Source organism: Paucibacter sp. KBW04 (assembly GCF_003852425.1).
Classification (GTDB): Bacteria; Pseudomonadota; Gammaproteobacteria; order Burkholderiales; family Burkholderiaceae_C; genus Paucibacter_A.
Map to the genome: position 1 here is coordinate 406,326 of NZ_QAJN01000002.1, position 16,078 is coordinate 422,403.

At 60.4% G+C, this 16,078-nt stretch carries 14 protein-coding genes; 2 read left to right on the plus strand and 12 right to left on the minus strand.

What is annotated here, in order from left to right; genetic code table 11:
• The 7 genes from DBR47_RS05335 to DBR47_RS05365 form a co-directional block, all read right to left on the minus strand.
• Positions 1-564 carry a shikimate kinase gene (locus tag DBR47_RS05335; RefSeq protein ID WP_124447660.1) on the minus strand — a complete coding sequence of 188 codons (564 nt, stop codon included), beginning with the start codon at positions 562-564 and terminating at the stop codon, positions 1-3.
• 19 nt (positions 565-583) lie between these two features.
• Positions 584-3,043 carry an Ig-like domain-containing protein gene (locus DBR47_RS05340; RefSeq protein WP_124447662.1) on the minus strand — a complete coding sequence of 820 codons (2,460 nt, stop codon included), beginning with the start codon at positions 3,041-3,043 and terminating at the stop codon, positions 584-586.
• A gap of 113 nt (positions 3,044-3,156) precedes the next feature.
• The gene (gene pilQ / locus DBR47_RS05345; RefSeq protein WP_231512134.1) at positions 3,157-5,298 is read right to left on the minus strand and encodes a type IV pilus secretin PilQ; all 2,142 of its coding nucleotides are present in this window, start codon (positions 5,296-5,298) and stop codon (positions 3,157-3,159) included.
• Between the two features lie 23 nt (positions 5,299-5,321).
• Complete coding sequence (locus DBR47_RS05350; RefSeq protein ID WP_124447747.1) at positions 5,322-5,843, minus strand: pilus assembly protein PilP; 522 nt, start codon at positions 5,841-5,843, stop codon at positions 5,322-5,324.
• A 20-nt stretch (positions 5,844-5,863) separates the two neighbouring features.
• Positions 5,864-6,562, minus strand: a complete 699-nt coding sequence (locus DBR47_RS05355) for a type 4a pilus biogenesis protein PilO (RefSeq protein WP_124447666.1) — start codon at positions 6,560-6,562, stop codon at positions 5,864-5,866.
• A gap of 18 nt (positions 6,563-6,580) precedes the next feature.
• On the minus strand, positions 6,581-7,189 hold the full coding sequence (locus DBR47_RS05360) for a PilN domain-containing protein (RefSeq protein ID WP_124447668.1): 609 nt from the start codon (positions 7,187-7,189) through the stop codon (positions 6,581-6,583).
• Positions 7,186-8,223 carry a pilus assembly protein PilM gene (locus tag DBR47_RS05365; RefSeq protein ID WP_124447670.1) on the minus strand — a complete coding sequence of 346 codons (1,038 nt, stop codon included), beginning with the start codon at positions 8,221-8,223 and terminating at the stop codon, positions 7,186-7,188. The genes DBR47_RS05360 and DBR47_RS05365 overlap by 4 nt, the downstream gene beginning before the upstream one ends.
• 351 nt (positions 8,224-8,574) lie before the next feature.
• Here DBR47_RS05365 and DBR47_RS05370 point away from each other — a divergent pair, with 351 nt between their 5' ends.
• Positions 8,575-10,959, plus strand: coding sequence for a penicillin-binding protein 1A (locus DBR47_RS05370; RefSeq protein WP_124447672.1), 2,385 nt, complete (start codon positions 8,575-8,577; stop codon positions 10,957-10,959).
• Positions 10,960-11,016: 57 nt separating this feature from the next.
• Here the strand turns inward: DBR47_RS05370 and cyaY are convergent, their stop codons facing one another.
• Positions 11,017-11,397: an iron donor protein CyaY gene (gene cyaY, locus DBR47_RS05375; RefSeq protein ID WP_124447674.1), complete on the minus strand. Its 381-nt coding sequence runs from the start codon at positions 11,395-11,397 to the stop codon at positions 11,017-11,019.
• Positions 11,398-11,416: 19 nt separating this feature from the next.
• Between cyaY and DBR47_RS25440 the strand changes: the two genes are divergently transcribed.
• Positions 11,417-11,671 carry a lipoprotein gene (locus DBR47_RS25440; protein ID WP_124447676.1) on the plus strand — a complete coding sequence of 85 codons (255 nt, stop codon included), beginning with the start codon at positions 11,417-11,419 and terminating at the stop codon, positions 11,669-11,671.
• A gap of 15 nt (positions 11,672-11,686) precedes the next feature.
• Here DBR47_RS25440 and DBR47_RS05385 read toward each other — a convergent pair whose 3' ends face one another.
• The 4 genes from DBR47_RS05385 to DBR47_RS05400 form a co-directional block, all read right to left on the minus strand.
• Positions 11,687-12,733 (minus strand): ABC transporter ATP-binding protein, encoded by a 1,047-nt coding sequence (locus DBR47_RS05385; protein WP_124447678.1) that lies wholly within the window; start codon positions 12,731-12,733, stop codon positions 11,687-11,689.
• Complete coding sequence (locus DBR47_RS05390; protein WP_124447680.1) at positions 12,730-13,725, minus strand: ABC transporter ATP-binding protein; 996 nt, start codon at positions 13,723-13,725, stop codon at positions 12,730-12,732. The genes DBR47_RS05385 and DBR47_RS05390 overlap by 4 nt, the downstream gene beginning before the upstream one ends.
• Positions 13,726-13,768: 43 nt before the next feature.
• Entirely contained in the window at positions 13,769-14,725 is a 957-nt protein-coding gene (locus DBR47_RS05395; protein WP_124447682.1) for an ABC transporter permease, read from the minus strand.
• A gap of 85 nt (positions 14,726-14,810) precedes the next feature.
• On the minus strand, positions 14,811-15,788 hold the full coding sequence (locus tag DBR47_RS05400; protein ID WP_124447684.1) for an ABC transporter permease: 978 nt from the start codon (positions 15,786-15,788) through the stop codon (positions 14,811-14,813).
• Positions 15,789-16,078 lie beyond the last annotated feature (290 nt).

The window sequence follows — 16,078 nt, forward strand, 5'->3', positions numbered from 1 at the left end:
TCAAGAAGTTTTCTCGGCTCCGACTGTTGCGGCCACTCGCGTCGGATCCAGAATGCCCGCCAACTCCAGCTGCATCAAGGCCATATTGACCAGACCGTGGACCGAAGGTCGCCCCGTCTCCAACACAAAATGGGCGCAACGCCGATACAGCGGATTGCGCGCGGCATAGAGCTCGCGCAGCTTCTGCAGCGGGTCTCGCACCTGCAGCAGCGGCCGCTGGGTGTCATGGCGCAAACGCCGGAACAACTCCTCGGGCGTGGAGCGAAGGTAAAGCACGGTGGAATGCTTGTGCAGGAGCTGCCGGTTCGACTCACGCAAAATCGCCCCGCCGCCGGTGGCTAGGACGAACTCAGCATCGCGCTGCAAGATCTCGTCGATCACCGCGCTCTCAATATCGCGAAACTCAGCCTCTCCCACGCGCTCAAAAAAGTCGCGAATAGGTTCACCGAGACGGATTTCAATTTCGCTATCCGAATCGACAAATGGCACGCCCATCTGGCGCGCCATTTGCCGCCCGACCGTGGATTTACCACTGCCGGGCATTCCGATGAGGGAGATGATCAAACTGAAGTTTTCCTAGTTCTCAAGGATTGGCGAGACACCCTGCCTTCAATGTTGCGGAAGGATCAGTCGACCCAGGATAGCCCGTGGTTGTCGTGCCGTAGGGGCTAGTCACAAAAGCCGGTGTACCTTCGTTTTTGATGGCGTCGAGCAAGGCCGGCAGCCAGCGCTCTTCATAGCGCCCATACCAAGCAGGTGGACTCAACACACCAGGAGCACTGACTTTCAGCATATACCGGACCCATGAAGCAGCGCTCTTCGGATACTCAATCCGCAAAGTCGCCAGGCCGTTCGCATCCGTTGTCGTTGCACCCACCATGCTGACGGACACATCCGACTTGCGAGGGTCCAATTGACCATTGCCGTTGACGTCTTCGCCGGCCTCTATTGTTCCGTTGCGCGTTCCGTCAGGCTCCAGCCGGTCCTCATTCGGGCAGCGCAAGAAGATCGCCTGGTCATCGGAGGTATCAGCGGGCGTCCCCTTGTTGTCAATGGGGATGTACCACTTCTTCGCCGCCGCATCCCATGAATACTGACCCTTGGCATACCCAAGCAGATCAATCATGGGAGAAATTTGGACGCCAGATTTTGGGTTGCCTGCCGCATCGACCACCAGTACCGTGAACTTGGCGATGTAGGTCAGACCCGTATCTCCTACCGAGATCACATCATCACTGCCGATGGAGATCGAAATCGGTGACTCAACAATGGTGAGCGAAACCGGATTGATGGCGAAACCATTGGCGCAGGGCGTAGCATCCGAAGTGCGGCCGAGATTGTCAGTCCTTCCATAGCAAGCATAGATCTTGACCTGATCGGTCGGGCTGCTACGTTGACCAGGGATGAAGCTCAAGGTCACCACGCCATTCTTGTCAGACAGCAAGGGCGCATCATCTTCACTCACACTCAGACGACCGTCGGTCGAACTGTTGTTGGGGCCCAAACCGACCTTCACACGTACGTTTTCAATAGGTGCGTTCTTTTCTCCACGGAACAGCAATCGAATTTCTGCTCGATTGACGTCGCTCCCCACTTGATTGACCTTCACCACGATGGGATCCATGGTCATGGTGGCAGACAAAATCTTGGTGGAGTCAGGCAAAGGACCCGGCACGGCGGCAACATTGACGAAGGACTCGATAGGCGTATCACCCGCGCCGCCGATGGCCTTGATAGACATCCGACCCGAGCCTTCTGCCGTATAGCTATAGGTCCAACGGCCCTGCGCCGAAGTGGTCCCGCGTCCACTGGCCGAACCTGGCCCCGTGGCGACGATGGTCACATCAGGGATAGGGCTGCCATTGACATCCACCAAGGTGTAGTCGACCGTACCTGTTTCACCCACCAAACGATTGGGTTGATTCACTGTTGCAACCAATTTGGCACCGGTCACTGACAGAGGGCGCACGACCTTCAAGACTCCTGTTGCGCCTACGCTTTGCGCAGAAACAAGAATGGTGCGCACGGTTCGATTGGAGCCAATCTCCACCTTGCCCTTGGCTTCTCCTCGTGCGTCAGTCTTGGTATTGACGGGAATGAACACTCCGTCGTTGTCAACCACAAAGGTCACATCGATACCGGCCAAGGCATTTCGATTCGCATCCACGGCCTTGGCGACGACATCCACCGATTCGCTGCCCGAGTCATTGATGCTGGCCTTGCTCAAAGTCATCGTCAAATCGTTGGCAACCAGCACCGTTCCAGCCGGCGGATCCACAACATCGACTGTGATGGTCCGCGACACCGTCCCACTGGTGGCCTTGATCGCAATCGTGCGCTTGGTCTTGTTATTTTGCAGACTCAAACGACGCGTCAATTGCCCCGTTGCCGGATCCGTCGTTGTCTTGCCCGGATCCAACAAAACGGCATCGCCCACATCAACCACCTGCAAGGTCACGAGCGCGCCACCAATGGCCGAACGGGAAGCATCAAGCGATGTCACGGTAATGCTGGCCTGCTCAGCACCGGTATTCGGAATGGTGGGCTTGTCCACCACAACCGACAGATCCGCAACCGAACTGCCGGTCACGCTATCAACCACGGTGAAACTCAGCGTCTTGGCAATAGCCCCACTCTTGGCCGTGACCGTCACTGTTCGGCTGGTCTTGTCGACCAGGGAAACGATGGCCGTCAACTTACCGTCCTTGGTGTCAGTGACTTTGGCAGAAGCCGTCACGATGGCGCCGCTGCTAACCTCGAGCGAAACTGGCGTCGCGACGCCAATCAAGGCTGCATTGCCGGTGGTCAAGGCAGTGACCGTCAGAGTCACAACCTCGGCGCCGGAATTCGGAATGGACACTTTGTCCGCAACCACCGCGACATCGGTCAATGCACCGGGATTGGTCGGGTTGCTTGGATCCTTGGGATCAAACACCGAAGTTCCCGCAGAGCCCCCCCCGCATGCCGCCATCAGCACGGCGACGGCCGCACCGCACAAGACGCGCGTGATTCCGCGGCCCCATTCGAATCTTTTTTTACTCATTTCTAGCACTCTCCTGCATCACCGACGCTCGCTTACGCGGTCACGCCATCATTTCACCAATACGCCTATCAACTAGGGCATTGAAGCAATTTTTTGAAGCGGCAATCCTTAGATCAGCGCACCGTCGCCCGCTCACTCACCACCTTGGGCGTGAGGAAGATCAGCAATTCGGTCTTCGACGTGGTGCGGGACTTGTTCTTGAACAAATACCCCAGCCCAGGAATATCGCCCAGCAAGGGCACCTTGGATTCACTCTCGCCCTCGTCCTGGGTGAAGATGCCGCCGATCACCACCGTGCCGCCGTTCTCCACCAAGACCTGGGTCTTCACATGCTTGTTATTGATCGCATAGCCCTGAGGGGTCAGCGTGCCGCGGCTGTCCTTGTTGACGTCCACATCCAGGATCACACTGCCTTCGGGCGTGATTTGCGGGGTCACTTCCAATTTCAAAACCGCCTTCTTGAACTGAATGGAAGTCGCGCCGCTGGAAGTGGCCACCTGATAAGGCAGTTCCTCACCCTGCTCAATCAAGGCCTTGACCTGGTCGGCCGTGATGACGCGCGGGCTGGACACAATCTTGCCCTTGCCGTCGGCCTCCAACGCGGAGATTTCCAGGTTCAAGAAGCGATTGGCCGTTGCGCTGAACAGGGACAGCGCAAAAGTGGCGGCATTGGCCGCAGCACCGAAGCTGTCCGAGGTCACATTGGCCGGCAGATTCACGAACTGGGTGTTGGCGTAGTTGGCGCCTGGGCCTTGATTGGTTTGGGAACCAACGCCGTTGTAGTTGCCACCCACGGTGACGTAGTTGGACCCGCCGACGTTGTAACCAGGGATGCCGCCTTGCTGAGCACGCAGATCGCTGGCGCCCAGCTTGACACCCAAGGAGCGGCCAAATTTATCGTCCGCCTCAACAATCCGCGCCTCGATCAAGACTTGGCGCACCGGGATGTCGATCTTGGCGATCATGGCGGAGATTTCTTCCAGCTTGGAAGGAATGTCGGTGACGAAGAGCTGGTTGGTCCGGCTTTCTGAAATCACGCTGCCGCGTGGCGACAAGATGCGCGCCGTCGTACCGCTGCCACCGCCACCCCCGGAGTTTTGACCGGTCAGGCCCTTGGCCACTTCCTCGGCCTTGGTGTAGTTCAATTGGATGGACTGGGTACGCACCGGCTCCAAATTGGAGATCTGCGCCTTGGACTCCAAATCCAGCTTTTCCTTGCTGGCCAACTCATCCTTGGGAGCGATCCACAAGACATTGCCGGACTTGCGCAGGCCCAAGCCCTTGGCTTGCATGATGATGTCCAGGGCTTGATCCCAGGGCACATCCTTCAGGCGCAGAGTGACGTTGCCGGTCACGGTATCGCTGGTCACCACATTGAAGTTGGTGAAGTCAGCGATCACCTGCAGCAAAGCGCGCACTTCGATGTTCTGGAAGTTGAGCGACAGCTTGTCACCCGCATAGCCCGGGCCCGCCGTCAGCTTGTTGGGGTCCAGCTTTTGCGGGCGCACCTCCAACACGAACTGGTTGTCGCTTTGGTAGGCGCTGTGCTCCCAAGCGCCCTTGGGCTCGACCACCATACGAACGCGGTCGCCCACTTGAGTGGTGACGATGCTTTGCACCGGACTGCCGAAATCAGTCACATCGAGCCGGCGGCGCAATGATTCGGGGGCATTGGAACGCAAAAACTCCACCACCAGCTTTTGGCCCTGCTGCTGGATGTCCACGCCCACCTGGTTGCTGGGCAGATTCACCACCACGCGGCCGGCACCGTCTTGCCCGCGCCGGAAATCGATATCGCGGATCGCTTGCGACTCAGCATTCAAGCTTTGCGAAAAATGCAGCGGCTCGTTCGCACTGGCGGGCGCAGCGGCGCCGCCGTCCAGCACCAACAACAAGGCGCTGTCTTGCAACTCGGCACGGTAGTTGGAGGCCTGGCGCAGATTGAGCACCACGCGCGTCCGCTCGCCAGCCTGGGCCACATTGGCCGAGCGCAGATTGCCCTGATTGATTTCCACCAAGGAGCGGCCAATGCCGTTCACCACGCCGGGCAGATCGATGGCGATGCGAGGCGGGGTCTGCACGGTGAAGCCCTTGGGCAACTCGGTCAAAGGTTGCGACAACTCGATGCGCACCACCTCCACGCCGGCCTGTTGCAAGCTGTTGATCGAACGAATGGCGGTCTGAGCCCAGGCCGGTGATGCAGCCATCAGACCCAAGGTTGCGGCCAATGCCAAGGTGCGCCAAAGGCTCGTCATCCTCGAAGTCTCCTGATACTTTTTCATCGTCCCTGCTCCTGAAGCTGGAGGGTGCTGCTGCGTTCAACCCACTCGCCTGCCGCGTCCTGAACCACTTCGCGCAGACTGATATCCGTTTCGCTGATCTTCATGACCCGTCCAAAGTTCAAGCCCAGATAGTCACCGCTCTTGACTTGGTAGAGCAGATTGTCGACACGCAACAAGGCATAGCGCGTGTTGTTGCGGGTGATGCTGCCCACCATGGACATGCTGTCCAGCGGGAAAGACTCCAGCGGCTCGCGCCGCCGATTCATTTCGGCCGTCAAAAGCGAATTCGGCTGCGAGGCCTCTTGCTTGATGGCCACACTGAGCTTTTGGGCGCTGAAGGGCTCAACCCCGGCGCTGGCTTCATAGGGTTGAGGAATAAATTTTTTGGGCGGAACAAGCGGCTTGATGGTGGCGCGGGCCTCGCGGCGCTGCTGCTCCATCCATTGGGAAAGCTCATCCATATCGGCCGAACAACCCGCCAAAAATAGCAGGCTCAGGCAAGCAGCGGCCCAGCGCATCGATTCATGCTTTTGCAGGCTCACTTCTTCGCTCCTGTCTTGCTTTTGGCCGCCGTCTTCTTCTGCTCCATCACCTCATTGGCATCCAGATAGCGGTAGGTACGCGCCGTGGCTTCCATGCTGAGATTGCTGCTGTTTGCGTCCTTGCCCGTGGGCGCCAGAACGACCAAATTGTGCAGGGTCACGATGCGAGAGAGATTGGAAACATCGGCCGCAAACGCCCCGATATCGTGGTATCGCCCCGAGACCCGCAGCGAAATGGGCTGCTCGGCGTAAAAGTCTTTGACCACCACTTGGCCGGGTCGGAACAGTTCAAACTGCAAACCGCGACCCAGGCCCGCCTGGTTGATGTCCGACAGGAGCGCGTCCATCTCTGCCTTGCCGGGCAATTGCTTTTCCAGCTGGGTCACATACTCTTCGACCTGGCTTTTTTGCTTGCGCAGCTCAGGCAGATTGACGGCCTGGGCCAGCTTGTTGCGATAGTCTTCCTTCAGGGTCGGCTCACGCCCACGTTCGCCGTCCAGCACGCTCTGCGCATCGGCCAGCACCAGAAACCAGCTCATTACACAGACCGCAACGACGGTCACAAAGAAGGCTGCCAGCTTGGGCAGCAGCGGCCATTGGCCGGGTTCATTGAAATTAAGGCCGCGAAACTGCTCGGCCATGTCCTCAAACGCAGCGTTGAGGTCGAACTTCAGATTGATTGACTTGCTCGCCATGATGCTCTGTGCCCCGGCTTAGGATTTCTTGGCCGCAGGCGCACTGGCCGCACCAGGGGTTTCGCGCAGGGGCTCTTTGATCGACACCCGCATTGAGAAATCGAACAAGCGCTTTTGATCCCGGCTGCTGGTGCTCAAATTGGCCACCTTGACCTCGACCAGCTCCGGCCGATCCAGCCACTCGGAGTTGCGCGAGATGGCGCGCAGGAACTCGGCCACCCGCTCATTGGTCTGGGCAATGCCGTTGATGGTCACCACCTTGTCGGTTTGCCGAATCGCGGTCAGGTACACACCTTCGGGCGTGTACTGAGCCAGCGCATTGAGCAATTGCACCGGCGTGTTGCGGTCCGTCTGCAAGTCTTCCACCGCGCGCTGGCGTGAATTCAGCGCGTCTATCTCCGAGCGCAGATTTGCAATGTCCTTGATCTGGCTGTCCAGCCGCTCAATCTCGGTACTGAGGAATTGGTTACGCCGCTGTTGCTCGGAGGTCAGGTGCTGCAGCAACACATACATGGCAAACGCCAGGCCCACACCCACCAAAGCAGCCAGGCCCAAACCGGCGAAAAATGCCGTCTTGCGCCGCTTACGCTTTTCTTCGCGATAGGGCAGCAGATTGATCAGAATCACTGGAAGAACCTCCGCATCGCCAAGCCGCAGGCCGTCAAATAGGCCGGCGCCTCGCGGCGCAGCTTGGGCTCACGCACGGCCGATCCCAGCGCCATGTTTTCAAAAGGATTCACCACCATGCAGGCAAAGCCGGTCAGCTCGGTGACCCGCTCCTTCAGCCCTGCCAGGGTGGCGGTGCCGCCCGCCAGCATCACGTAATGCACCTTGTGATGGGGCGTGCTGGTAAAGAAGTACTGCAGAGCCCGGCCGATTTCCTGCGAGAGACTGTCCACAAACGAATTCAAAACCGCGGTTTCAAAATCCTCGGGCAAATCATTGCTGAGTTTCTTTTGCTCGGCCTCTTCAAAAGAAAAGCCGTACTGACGAGAAATCAGCTGGGTCAGCTGCGAGCCGCCAAAAGCCTGGTCCCGGTCATACAGCATCTCGTCATCGCGCAGCACTTTGAGGCTGGTGGTGTCGGCGCCAATTTCAAACAAGGCGACCAAGGCATCCTTGCCCGCGCCAGGCAAGTTGGCGATCAAGCGCCCCATGGCCATGCGTGAAGCATGCGACTCGATGTCCAGAATCACCGGCCGTAAACCGGCAGCTTCGGCCAGACCTTGGCGATCTTGCACCCGGTCCTTGCGCGAAGCCGCGATCAACACCTCCACATCCCCGACCGAAGTGGGGCTGGGGCCGATCACGCAAAAATCCAGGCTGACTTCGTCCAGGGAGAAGGGAATGTACTGATTCGCCTCCGCTTCCACCTGAATTTCCAACTCTTCGTCGCGCAGACCCGCCGGCAACATGATTTTTTTAGTGATGACGGCCGATTGCGGCATGGCCAGCACGGCATCACGCGTTTTGCAACCGCTGCGGGCCACGACGCGACGCACGGCATCGGCCACCTCATCGAATTTTTCGATCTGGCCGTCGGTAATCCAGCCCTTTTCAAATGACTCGGAGGCGAAACGCTCCAAGACCATTTCGCCATTGGCCGCCTGGCTCAATTCCACCAACTTGACGCTGCTTGAACTGATATCCAAGCCAATCATCGGCGGATGCTTTCGACCCAACAGTACGTCAAGTATTCCCACGCCCTGAATCCCCCAACGTTTTTTGGCTCGGACTATTAATAAGTTACTTGAATGCTAGCAGCAAAGCCCTTGATCCCCCAAGGAAGCCGGGAGCGGGCAGCCAACACCACGTTGCGAAACATACACGACATGCAACAACTTGAAACCTTGAAATACACAGGAAAAGCGCCCGCTTCGGCGCAAACACCCGGCCCCGTCGGGAAACACAGCATTCTCACCTCGCGGACGGAGCCAGCGCGTTCAGATGCATGTTGGGGAGACTAGGGTTTTCAGGGCTTTCCTATAATGCCCAGACTCATTCGGAGGCCCATGAGCGACAACCAGAAGAAATCCACTCAGAATTCAAACGCTGAGCCCCGCCCTGCCCCTCACCGCAGCGCTTCATCACTGCTGGGACGCACGCTTTTGTGGCTGACCGGCCTGGTTCTGGCCGGCGTCTTCAGCATTGCCTTGCTGCTGGCCCTGGCCTTTGCCATGGCCTACCCCAATCTGCCCGACATCAGCGGCCTGACCGATTACCGGCCCAAATTGCCGATGCGCATCTTGTCGGCGGACGGTCAATTGCTGGGTGAGTTCGGCGAAGAACGCCGCAACTACCTGTCGATCAAAGAAATTCCGCCGGTGATGCAGAACGCCGTGCTGGCGATTGAAGACGCGCGCTTCTATCAACACGGCGGGGTGGACTACCTGGGCATCGTGCGTGCCGCCATGGCCAATGTGGGTGAAACCCGCAGCCAAGGCGCCTCCACCATCACCATGCAGGTGGCGCGCAACTTCTACCTTTCGACCGAGAAGACCTTCACCCGCAAGATCTACGAGATCTTGCTGGCGCTCAAGATCGAGAACGCGCTGAGCAAGGAAAAAATCCTTGAGATCTATATGAATCAGATCTTTCTGGGTCACCGCGCCTACGGCTTTGCGGCGGCTAGCGAGGTCTATTTCGGCAAGCCACTGAAAGACATCAGCGTGGCCGAAGCCGCCATGCTGGCGGGCCTGCCCAAGGCGCCTTCAGCCTACAACCCGATCAACAACCCGCGTCGGGCCAATATCCGCCAGCAGTACATCATTGAGCGCATGCTGGAGAACGGCTTCATCACCGCAGAGCAGCGCGACGCCGCCAAGGCCGAAACCTTGCGCTATCGCACGGTGAACGAGTCATTGCCGCATGCCGAATTCGTGGCCGAAGCCGCCCGCCAGTTGATCTTCAGCCAGTACGGCGATGACGCCTACACCCGCGGCCTGAACGTCTACCTGACCTTGCGCGCCGATGAGCAGAACGCGGCCTATCGCGCCCTGCGACGCGGCATCATGGATTACGAGCGCCGCCAGGTCTATCGTGGCCCCGAGGCCTACGCTGATTTGCCGGCCGACCCCAAGGAGCTGGACACCCGCATCGCCGAAGCCTTGGCCGACCACCCTGCCAACGACGAATTGCTGGCGGCCGTGGTGCTGGACGCCGACCCCAAAAAGGTGCAGGCCGCGCTGCAAAGCGGCGAGTTGGTCAACATCAGCGGCGAAGGCCTCAAGCCCGCCACCTCAGGCCTGGCCGAAAAGGGCAACCCCAAGACCCGGATTCGCCGGGGTGCCATCATCCGCGTGGTCAAGGTCGCGCGGGCGGGCAAGGAGGAATGGACCATCACTCAATTGCCCGAGGTGGAAGGCGCCTTTGTGTCGCTGGACCCTCGCAACGGCAATGTGCGCGCCCTGGTGGGCGGTTTTGACTACGCCAAGAACAAGTTCAACCACGTCACCCAGGCCTGGCGCCAGCCGGGCTCCAGCTTCAAGCCCTTCATCTACTCGGCCGCGCTGGAAAAAGGTTTCACTCCCAGCACCATCGTCAACGACGGTCCCTTGTTCTTTGACGCCACCAGCACTGGCAGCCAGCCCTGGGAGCCCAAGAACTACGACGGCAAGTTCGAGGGCCCCATGCCGCTGCGCAAGGCCTTGGCCAAGTCCAAGAATATGGTGTCCATCCGGGTGCTGAACTCGATTGGCGCGCCCTATGCCCAGCAGTGGCTGACCCGCTTCGGCTTTGAGGCCGAAAAGCACCCGGCCTATCTGACCATGGCCCTGGGCGCGGGCTCGGTCACGCCCATGCAGATGGCCCAGGGCTTTGCGGTCTTCGCCAACGGGGGCTACCGGGTCGCGCCCCAGTTGATCGCCCGTCTGACCGACAACAACGGCCGCCTGCTTTATGAAGCGCCGCAGGCCCCATTGGGTGAAGACAGCCGGGTGATCGAGGCCCGCAACGCCTTCCTGATGAGCAGCCTGCTGCAAGAAGTCACCCGTAGCGGTACGGCAGCCAAGGCCCAGGCTCAGCTGAAGCGCCCCGACATCTACGGCAAGACCGGCACCACCAACGACTCCATGGATGCCTGGTTCGCCGGCTATCAACAAGAGGTGGTAGCCGTCGTCTGGATTGGCTACGACCAGCCCAAAAAGCTGGGGGACAGAGAAACCGGCGGCGGCCTCTCCTTACCGGTATGGATCGAATACATGAGCTTCGCCCTGCGCGGCAAGCCGGTGTCCGAGCCCAGCGCACCCGAAGGCGTGGTCAATATCAACGGGGAGTGGTATTACGACGAGTACACCGGCAACGCCGGCGTGCAAGCCCTGAGCAATGACGACGCCAAGATGCCGGCGGCCGGTACTGCGGAAGAGAAGAAGGGCATCCTCGATCTCTTCAAGCGCTGAGCCGGGAGCTCAGCCAGGGCGGGCGGCTTGCTGCCCGCCTTCAATCGCGGCTGTGAATCAGACCGCGGCGAATTCCAAAGCCTTGCCCGCCTGGGCAGAAGCCAGCTGCGAGAGATGAGCGTGGAACTCGCTGCCATCGCGGGTATCCAACCACTGCCCCGCCACAAAACGGTAGTGGAAACCGCCAGCCTTGGCCGCTAGCCAAAGCTCTTGCAGCGGAGCCTGGGTGTTGATGATGATTTTGCTGCGGTCGGGGAAGCTCAGCTCCAGCAAACCACCGGAGCGATGGGTGTCGATGTCGATCCAGTCGCTGTCCAGCCATTGATCCACCTGGGCCTCAATCGCATCAAGCACCGCGCGGGTGCGGGCTTGGTACTCGGCATCGCTGAGGGCGGTGGCGGCGGGTGCGGGCTGCGCAAGAGGGGCGGCTGCTGACATGGCGGCTAAACTTCCGGAAATGAACGACAAGAAAATCTCAAGCGACAGTGTAGGCCTCGGCAGCGATCCCTCGCCCCAGCCAGGGTCAATCACGGGTCGGCCGGGTGGTCGAGCCGCCCTATTGGCTTTTGCCGCCGCCATCTTGCTGACGGGCATCGCCGCCTGCGGTCAAAAAGGGCCCTTGAGCCTGCCGTCCAGGACAGCCAGTCAGGACGCCTCGCCCCCCGCCCCTGCCGCCAGCGCAACAACATCGAGTGCGGCAACACCGCGCTGACGGGTCGTTACTCCATCAGGCCTGGATCCGCCCCTCCTGCACCGCATGGCAGGCGACTTGAATGCCGGCAATGCTCAGCATGGCCGGGCGCTCGCGCTGACAGCGCTCATTGGCGTGCGGGCAGCGCGGGTGGAAGCTACAGCCGCTGGGCGGATTGAGGGGATTGGGCACCTCGCCCTGCACCGGCGTGCGGGACCGACCTGTCATATGAATGTCGGGAATCGCATCCAGCAGCATGCGGGTGTAAGGATGCCGCGGCCGAACAAATAGCTCGGTCTTGTTGGCCACCTCAACCAGGCGCCCCAGATACATCACCCCGACTTGGTCGGCCACATGGCGAACGACGGCCAGATTGTGCGAGATGAAGAGATAGGTCAGCTGCCGCTGGCGCTGCAGATCCTTCATGATGTTCAAGACCTGGGCCTGCACGGAGACATCCAAGGCCGAGGTCGGTTCATCGCAGACCAGGAATTCCGGCTGGGTGGCCAGGGCTCGTGCGATGGAAATGCGCTGGCGTTGGCCGCCCGAGAACTGGTGCGGGAACTTCTCCCCGTCCACCGCCGACAGACCCACCGACTGCAAAAGCTCGGCCACCCGGGCGCGCTGCTCGTCTTGATTGGCGATCAGCCCATGCTCGCGCAGCGGCTCGGCAACAATGTCCTGCACCTTCCAGCGCGGGTTCAGCGAGGCATAGGGGTCCTGAAAAATCATCTGCATGCGGCGTCGCAGGGCCAGGGCGCCAGGCGAGGCCAAGGTCTGCGCCGTGTCCACGCCGTCAAAACTCACCGTGCCCCGGGTCGGCGGATAAAGACCCACCAGCAGGCGCGCCGCCGTGCTCTTGCCGCAGCCCGACTCTCCCACCAGGGCCAGGGTTTTGCCACGTTCAATGCTGAAGCTCACCCCGTCCACTGCATGGACGAACTGTCGCGGCTTGCGCTCCACCACCCGGTTCAACCAGGGCGCGGAGACATCAAAAATCTTGGCCAGATCGCGCACCTCGACCAAGGCCTTGGGTGCGGCCTCGGCCACGGTGTCCCGCTGAGTTTCGCTGTGGGCGCTCATGCCGCCACCTCCGAGGGTGCACTGGGTGCGGACAGTAACCAGCAAGCCGCACGGGTCTGCCCTTGGGTGTGCAGCTCCGGTCGCTCACTGCGGCAGCGCTCAAACACCTGGGGGCAGCGCGGGTTGTAGGCACAGCCTTGCGGGATGGCATTCAGGCGCGGCATGGCACCGTCGATCTGCAAGAGCCGTTCGCGGTCTTCGTCCATCGCGGGAATTGAACCCATCAGCCCGGCCGTGTAGGGATGGGCCGGCTGATGAATAACCTGATGCACCGGCCCGATCTCGGCGACACGGCCGGCGTAGAGCACGGCCACCCGGTCACAAGTTTCGGCAATCACGCCCATATCGTGGGTCACCAACATCACGGCGGCGCCCTGCTCTTTGCAGACTCGCTTGAGCAAAGAAATGATCTGCGCCTGGATGGACACGTCGAGCGCCGTGGTTGGTTCATCCGCCACGATCAGCTTGGGCGAGGCCGCCAACGCCAGGGCAATCACCACCCGCTGGCGCATACCGCCGGAGAACTGGTGCGGGTATTGATCGATGCGCGCCTCGGGGGCGGGGATGCCGGTCTGCGCCAGCAATTCGATCGCCCGCGCGCGTGCTTGGGCCTGGCTCAGATCCAGATGGGTGGTGATGGTCTCGATGAGTTGCTGGCCCACCGTGTAGAGCGGGTTCAGCGAGGTCAACGGGTCCTGAAAGATCGCGCCGATCTGGCGGCCACGAATCTTGCGCATCTCCTCGTAGGGCAGCTGATCGATGCGCCGGCCTTCCAACAAAATCTCGCCGGAGGCGATGCGGCCCGGCGGGTCCAGCAGGCCGATGATGGCGGCGCCGGTCAGCGATTTGCCGGCGCCGGACTCGCCCACCACACCCAGGATCTCACCGGGCGCGATCTCAAAACTGATGTCATCCAGGGCCAGCAAGGTGCCGCGTCGGGTCGGGAACTCGACCCGCAGATGGCGGACTTCAAGAAGAGGAGCTGTCGTCATAGTCAGGCAAGAAACGAATCGTGTGCGGGCGGGGAGCTGCTGTTCAACGCAGGCGCGGATTGAGCGCGTCGCGCAGCCAGTCGCCCAGCAGATTCACGCTCAGCGCGATCAGCACCAGCATGGCGCCGGGCCAGATGGTGATCCACCATTCGCCCGAGAACAGAAAATCATTGCCGACCCGAATCAAGGTGCCTAGCGAAGGGCTGGTGGGCGGCACACCTACCCCCAGGAATGACAGGGTGGCCTCGGTGATGATGGCCGAGGCCACCTGGATGGTGGCCAGCACCATCACCGGGCCCAGCACATTGGGCAAGACATGGCGGCGCATGATGCGCGCGGAGCTGACGCCGATGACGCGGGCGGCCTGCACATACTCCTTGTTGCGCTCCACCATGGTCGAGCCCCGCACTGTGCGCGCGTACTGCACCCAGCCGGTCAGGGAGATGGCCAGGATCAGCACCAAAAAAGCCAGCGCATCGTGGGCGTTAGGAAACAAGGCCCGACCCACACCATCGATCAGCAGGGCCACCAGGATGGAGGGGAAAGACAACATCACATCGCAGACACGCATGATGAAGGCATCCACTTTGCCGCCCACAAAACCGGCCAAAAGGCCCAGACCGACACCAATCACCATGGAGACCAGCACCGAGGCAAGGCCCACAAACAGAGAGATGCGCGCGCCATACATCAGGGCCGAGAGCAGATCGCGGCCTTGATCATCGGTGCCCAGCAGGTACTTGCTGCTGCCGCCCTCCATCCAAGCCGGTGGCAGGCGTGAGTCCATCAGCTCCAGCGAAGCCAGATCAAAAGGGTTGTGGGGTGCAACGAACTCGGCAAACAGGGCGCAGAAGATGCAAATCAGCGCAACAACGGCGGCACCGATCGCCACCGGCGAACTCCGAAAGGAGTACCAGACATCGCCGTCAAAGAAGCGACTCCAGGCACTGGCCGGCGCCGCCACTGCTGCGACAGGAATAGGTTTGGGCGTGGAACTCATGAACAGAAACACTCCGCAGGACAGACCGGCCACAAGGCCCGGGCGAACAATTCAATCAAAACCTGAGACCTCAAAGAAGCGGAGCTCAATGCGCCTTGCCCTCGACACGCAAGCGAGGATCGACCGCAAAATACAGCAGGTCCACCAGCAGATTGATGCTGACGAAGATGAAAGAAATCAGGCATAGATAGGCCGCCATCACCGGAATGTCCGCGAACTGCACGGCCTGGATGAAGAGCAGGCCCATGCCCGGCCACTGAAACACCGTCTCGGTGATGATGGCGAAAGCGATCAAGGAGCCGAGCTGCAGGCCGGTGATGGTGATCACCGGCACCAAGGTGTTCTTCAAAGCGTGGCCGAAATAGACCGCGTGATTGCTGAGGCCGCGGGCGCGCGCGAACTTGATGTAGTCGGTGCGCAAGACCTCCAACATCTCCGAGCGCACCAAACGCATGATCAAGGTCAGCTGGAACACCGACAAGGTGATGGCCGGCAGCAGCACATGCCGCAAGCCATCGGCTGTGAGCAAACCCGTCGTCCAGCTGCCGAAGGCCGCGACATCGCCCCGACCAAAACTCGGCAGCCATTTCAGCCAGACCGAGAAGACCAGAATCAGCAGAATGCCGATCAGAAAAGTCGGCAAGGAAACACCCAGCAGAGACAACATCATCAGCATCTGCGAGCTGGCCTTGCCGCGCCGCAAGGCTGCGAACACACCCAGGGGAATGCCCACACCCAGCGCAATCAGGCCAGCAACTAAGGACAGCTCCAGAGTAGCGGGAAAGCGCTCCGCGATCAGGCTGGAGACCTTGCGCCCCTGGCGCAGGCTCAGGCCGAACTCGCCCTGCACGGCGTTAGCAACAAAGCGCGCAAACTGCACCGGAAAAGGGGCGTCCAGCCCAAGATCGCGACGCAAGGCCTCGCGCTGTTCCTGCGTGGCGTCTTGTCCGAGCAAATTGGTCACTGGGTCGCCCACATACTGGAACAGCATGAAGGCGATAAAGGCCACCGTGAGCATCACGATGATGGCTTGAGCCAGGCGACGAAGTACAAAAACTAGCATGTGGGCATGGCTGCCGGCCGAACCGGCTCATGAAAAGGCCTGAACATCAGCCTCGCGAACAAGAGAGCCCTGCCAGCGCAGGGCCTGTCGGCGAAAGAAGAAGGGGCCGAAGTGTCGCCCCAAACATCACCACGCCTTGGAAGAACTTCTGCTTTGCTTTGCCCTATTCGCAAGAGCGGAAAGCCGAACAAGCCGCCATGATGACCAAGTCCCTCACCCGGGACAAAGGGGTAAGCCCTAGCCAGGAGCCCCAAGCGTGCGCATCACATCTTGTTTAGACCGGAGACATA

What these genes read in the sequence shown, in the direction of transcription:
- pilQ (WP_231512134.1), bottom strand. Translation starts at nt 5,298, where the DNA reads ATGACGAGCCTTTGGCGCACCTTGGCATTGGCCGCAACCTTGGGTCTG.
- DBR47_RS05385 (WP_124447678.1), bottom strand. Translation starts at nt 12,733, where the DNA reads ATGAGCGCCCACAGCGAAACTCAGCGGGACACCGTGGCCGAGGCCGCA.
- DBR47_RS05350 (WP_124447747.1), bottom strand. Translation starts at nt 5,843, where the DNA reads ATGCGCTGGGCCGCTGCTTGCCTGAGCCTGCTATTTTTGGCGGGTTGT.
- DBR47_RS05390 (WP_124447680.1), bottom strand. Translation starts at nt 13,725, where the DNA reads ATGACGACAGCTCCTCTTCTTGAAGTCCGCCATCTGCGGGTCGAGTTC.
- cyaY (WP_124447674.1), bottom strand. Translation starts at nt 11,397, where the DNA reads ATGTCAGCAGCCGCCCCTCTTGCGCAGCCCGCACCCGCCGCCACCGCC.
- DBR47_RS05365 (WP_124447670.1), bottom strand. Translation starts at nt 8,223, where the DNA reads ATGATTGGCTTGGATATCAGTTCAAGCAGCGTCAAGTTGGTGGAATTG.
- DBR47_RS05395 (WP_124447682.1), bottom strand. Translation starts at nt 14,725, where the DNA reads ATGAGTTCCACGCCCAAACCTATTCCTGTCGCAGCAGTGGCGGCGCCG.
- DBR47_RS05370 (WP_124447672.1), top strand. Translation starts at nt 8,575, where the DNA reads ATGAGCGACAACCAGAAGAAATCCACTCAGAATTCAAACGCTGAGCCC.
- DBR47_RS25440 (WP_124447676.1), top strand. Translation starts at nt 11,417, where the DNA reads ATGAACGACAAGAAAATCTCAAGCGACAGTGTAGGCCTCGGCAGCGAT.
- DBR47_RS05340 (WP_124447662.1), bottom strand. Translation starts at nt 3,043, where the DNA reads ATGAGTAAAAAAAGATTCGAATGGGGCCGCGGAATCACGCGCGTCTTG.
- DBR47_RS05355 (WP_124447666.1), bottom strand. Translation starts at nt 6,562, where the DNA reads ATGGCGAGCAAGTCAATCAATCTGAAGTTCGACCTCAACGCTGCGTTT.
- DBR47_RS05400 (WP_124447684.1), bottom strand. Translation starts at nt 15,788, where the DNA reads ATGCTAGTTTTTGTACTTCGTCGCCTGGCTCAAGCCATCATCGTGATG.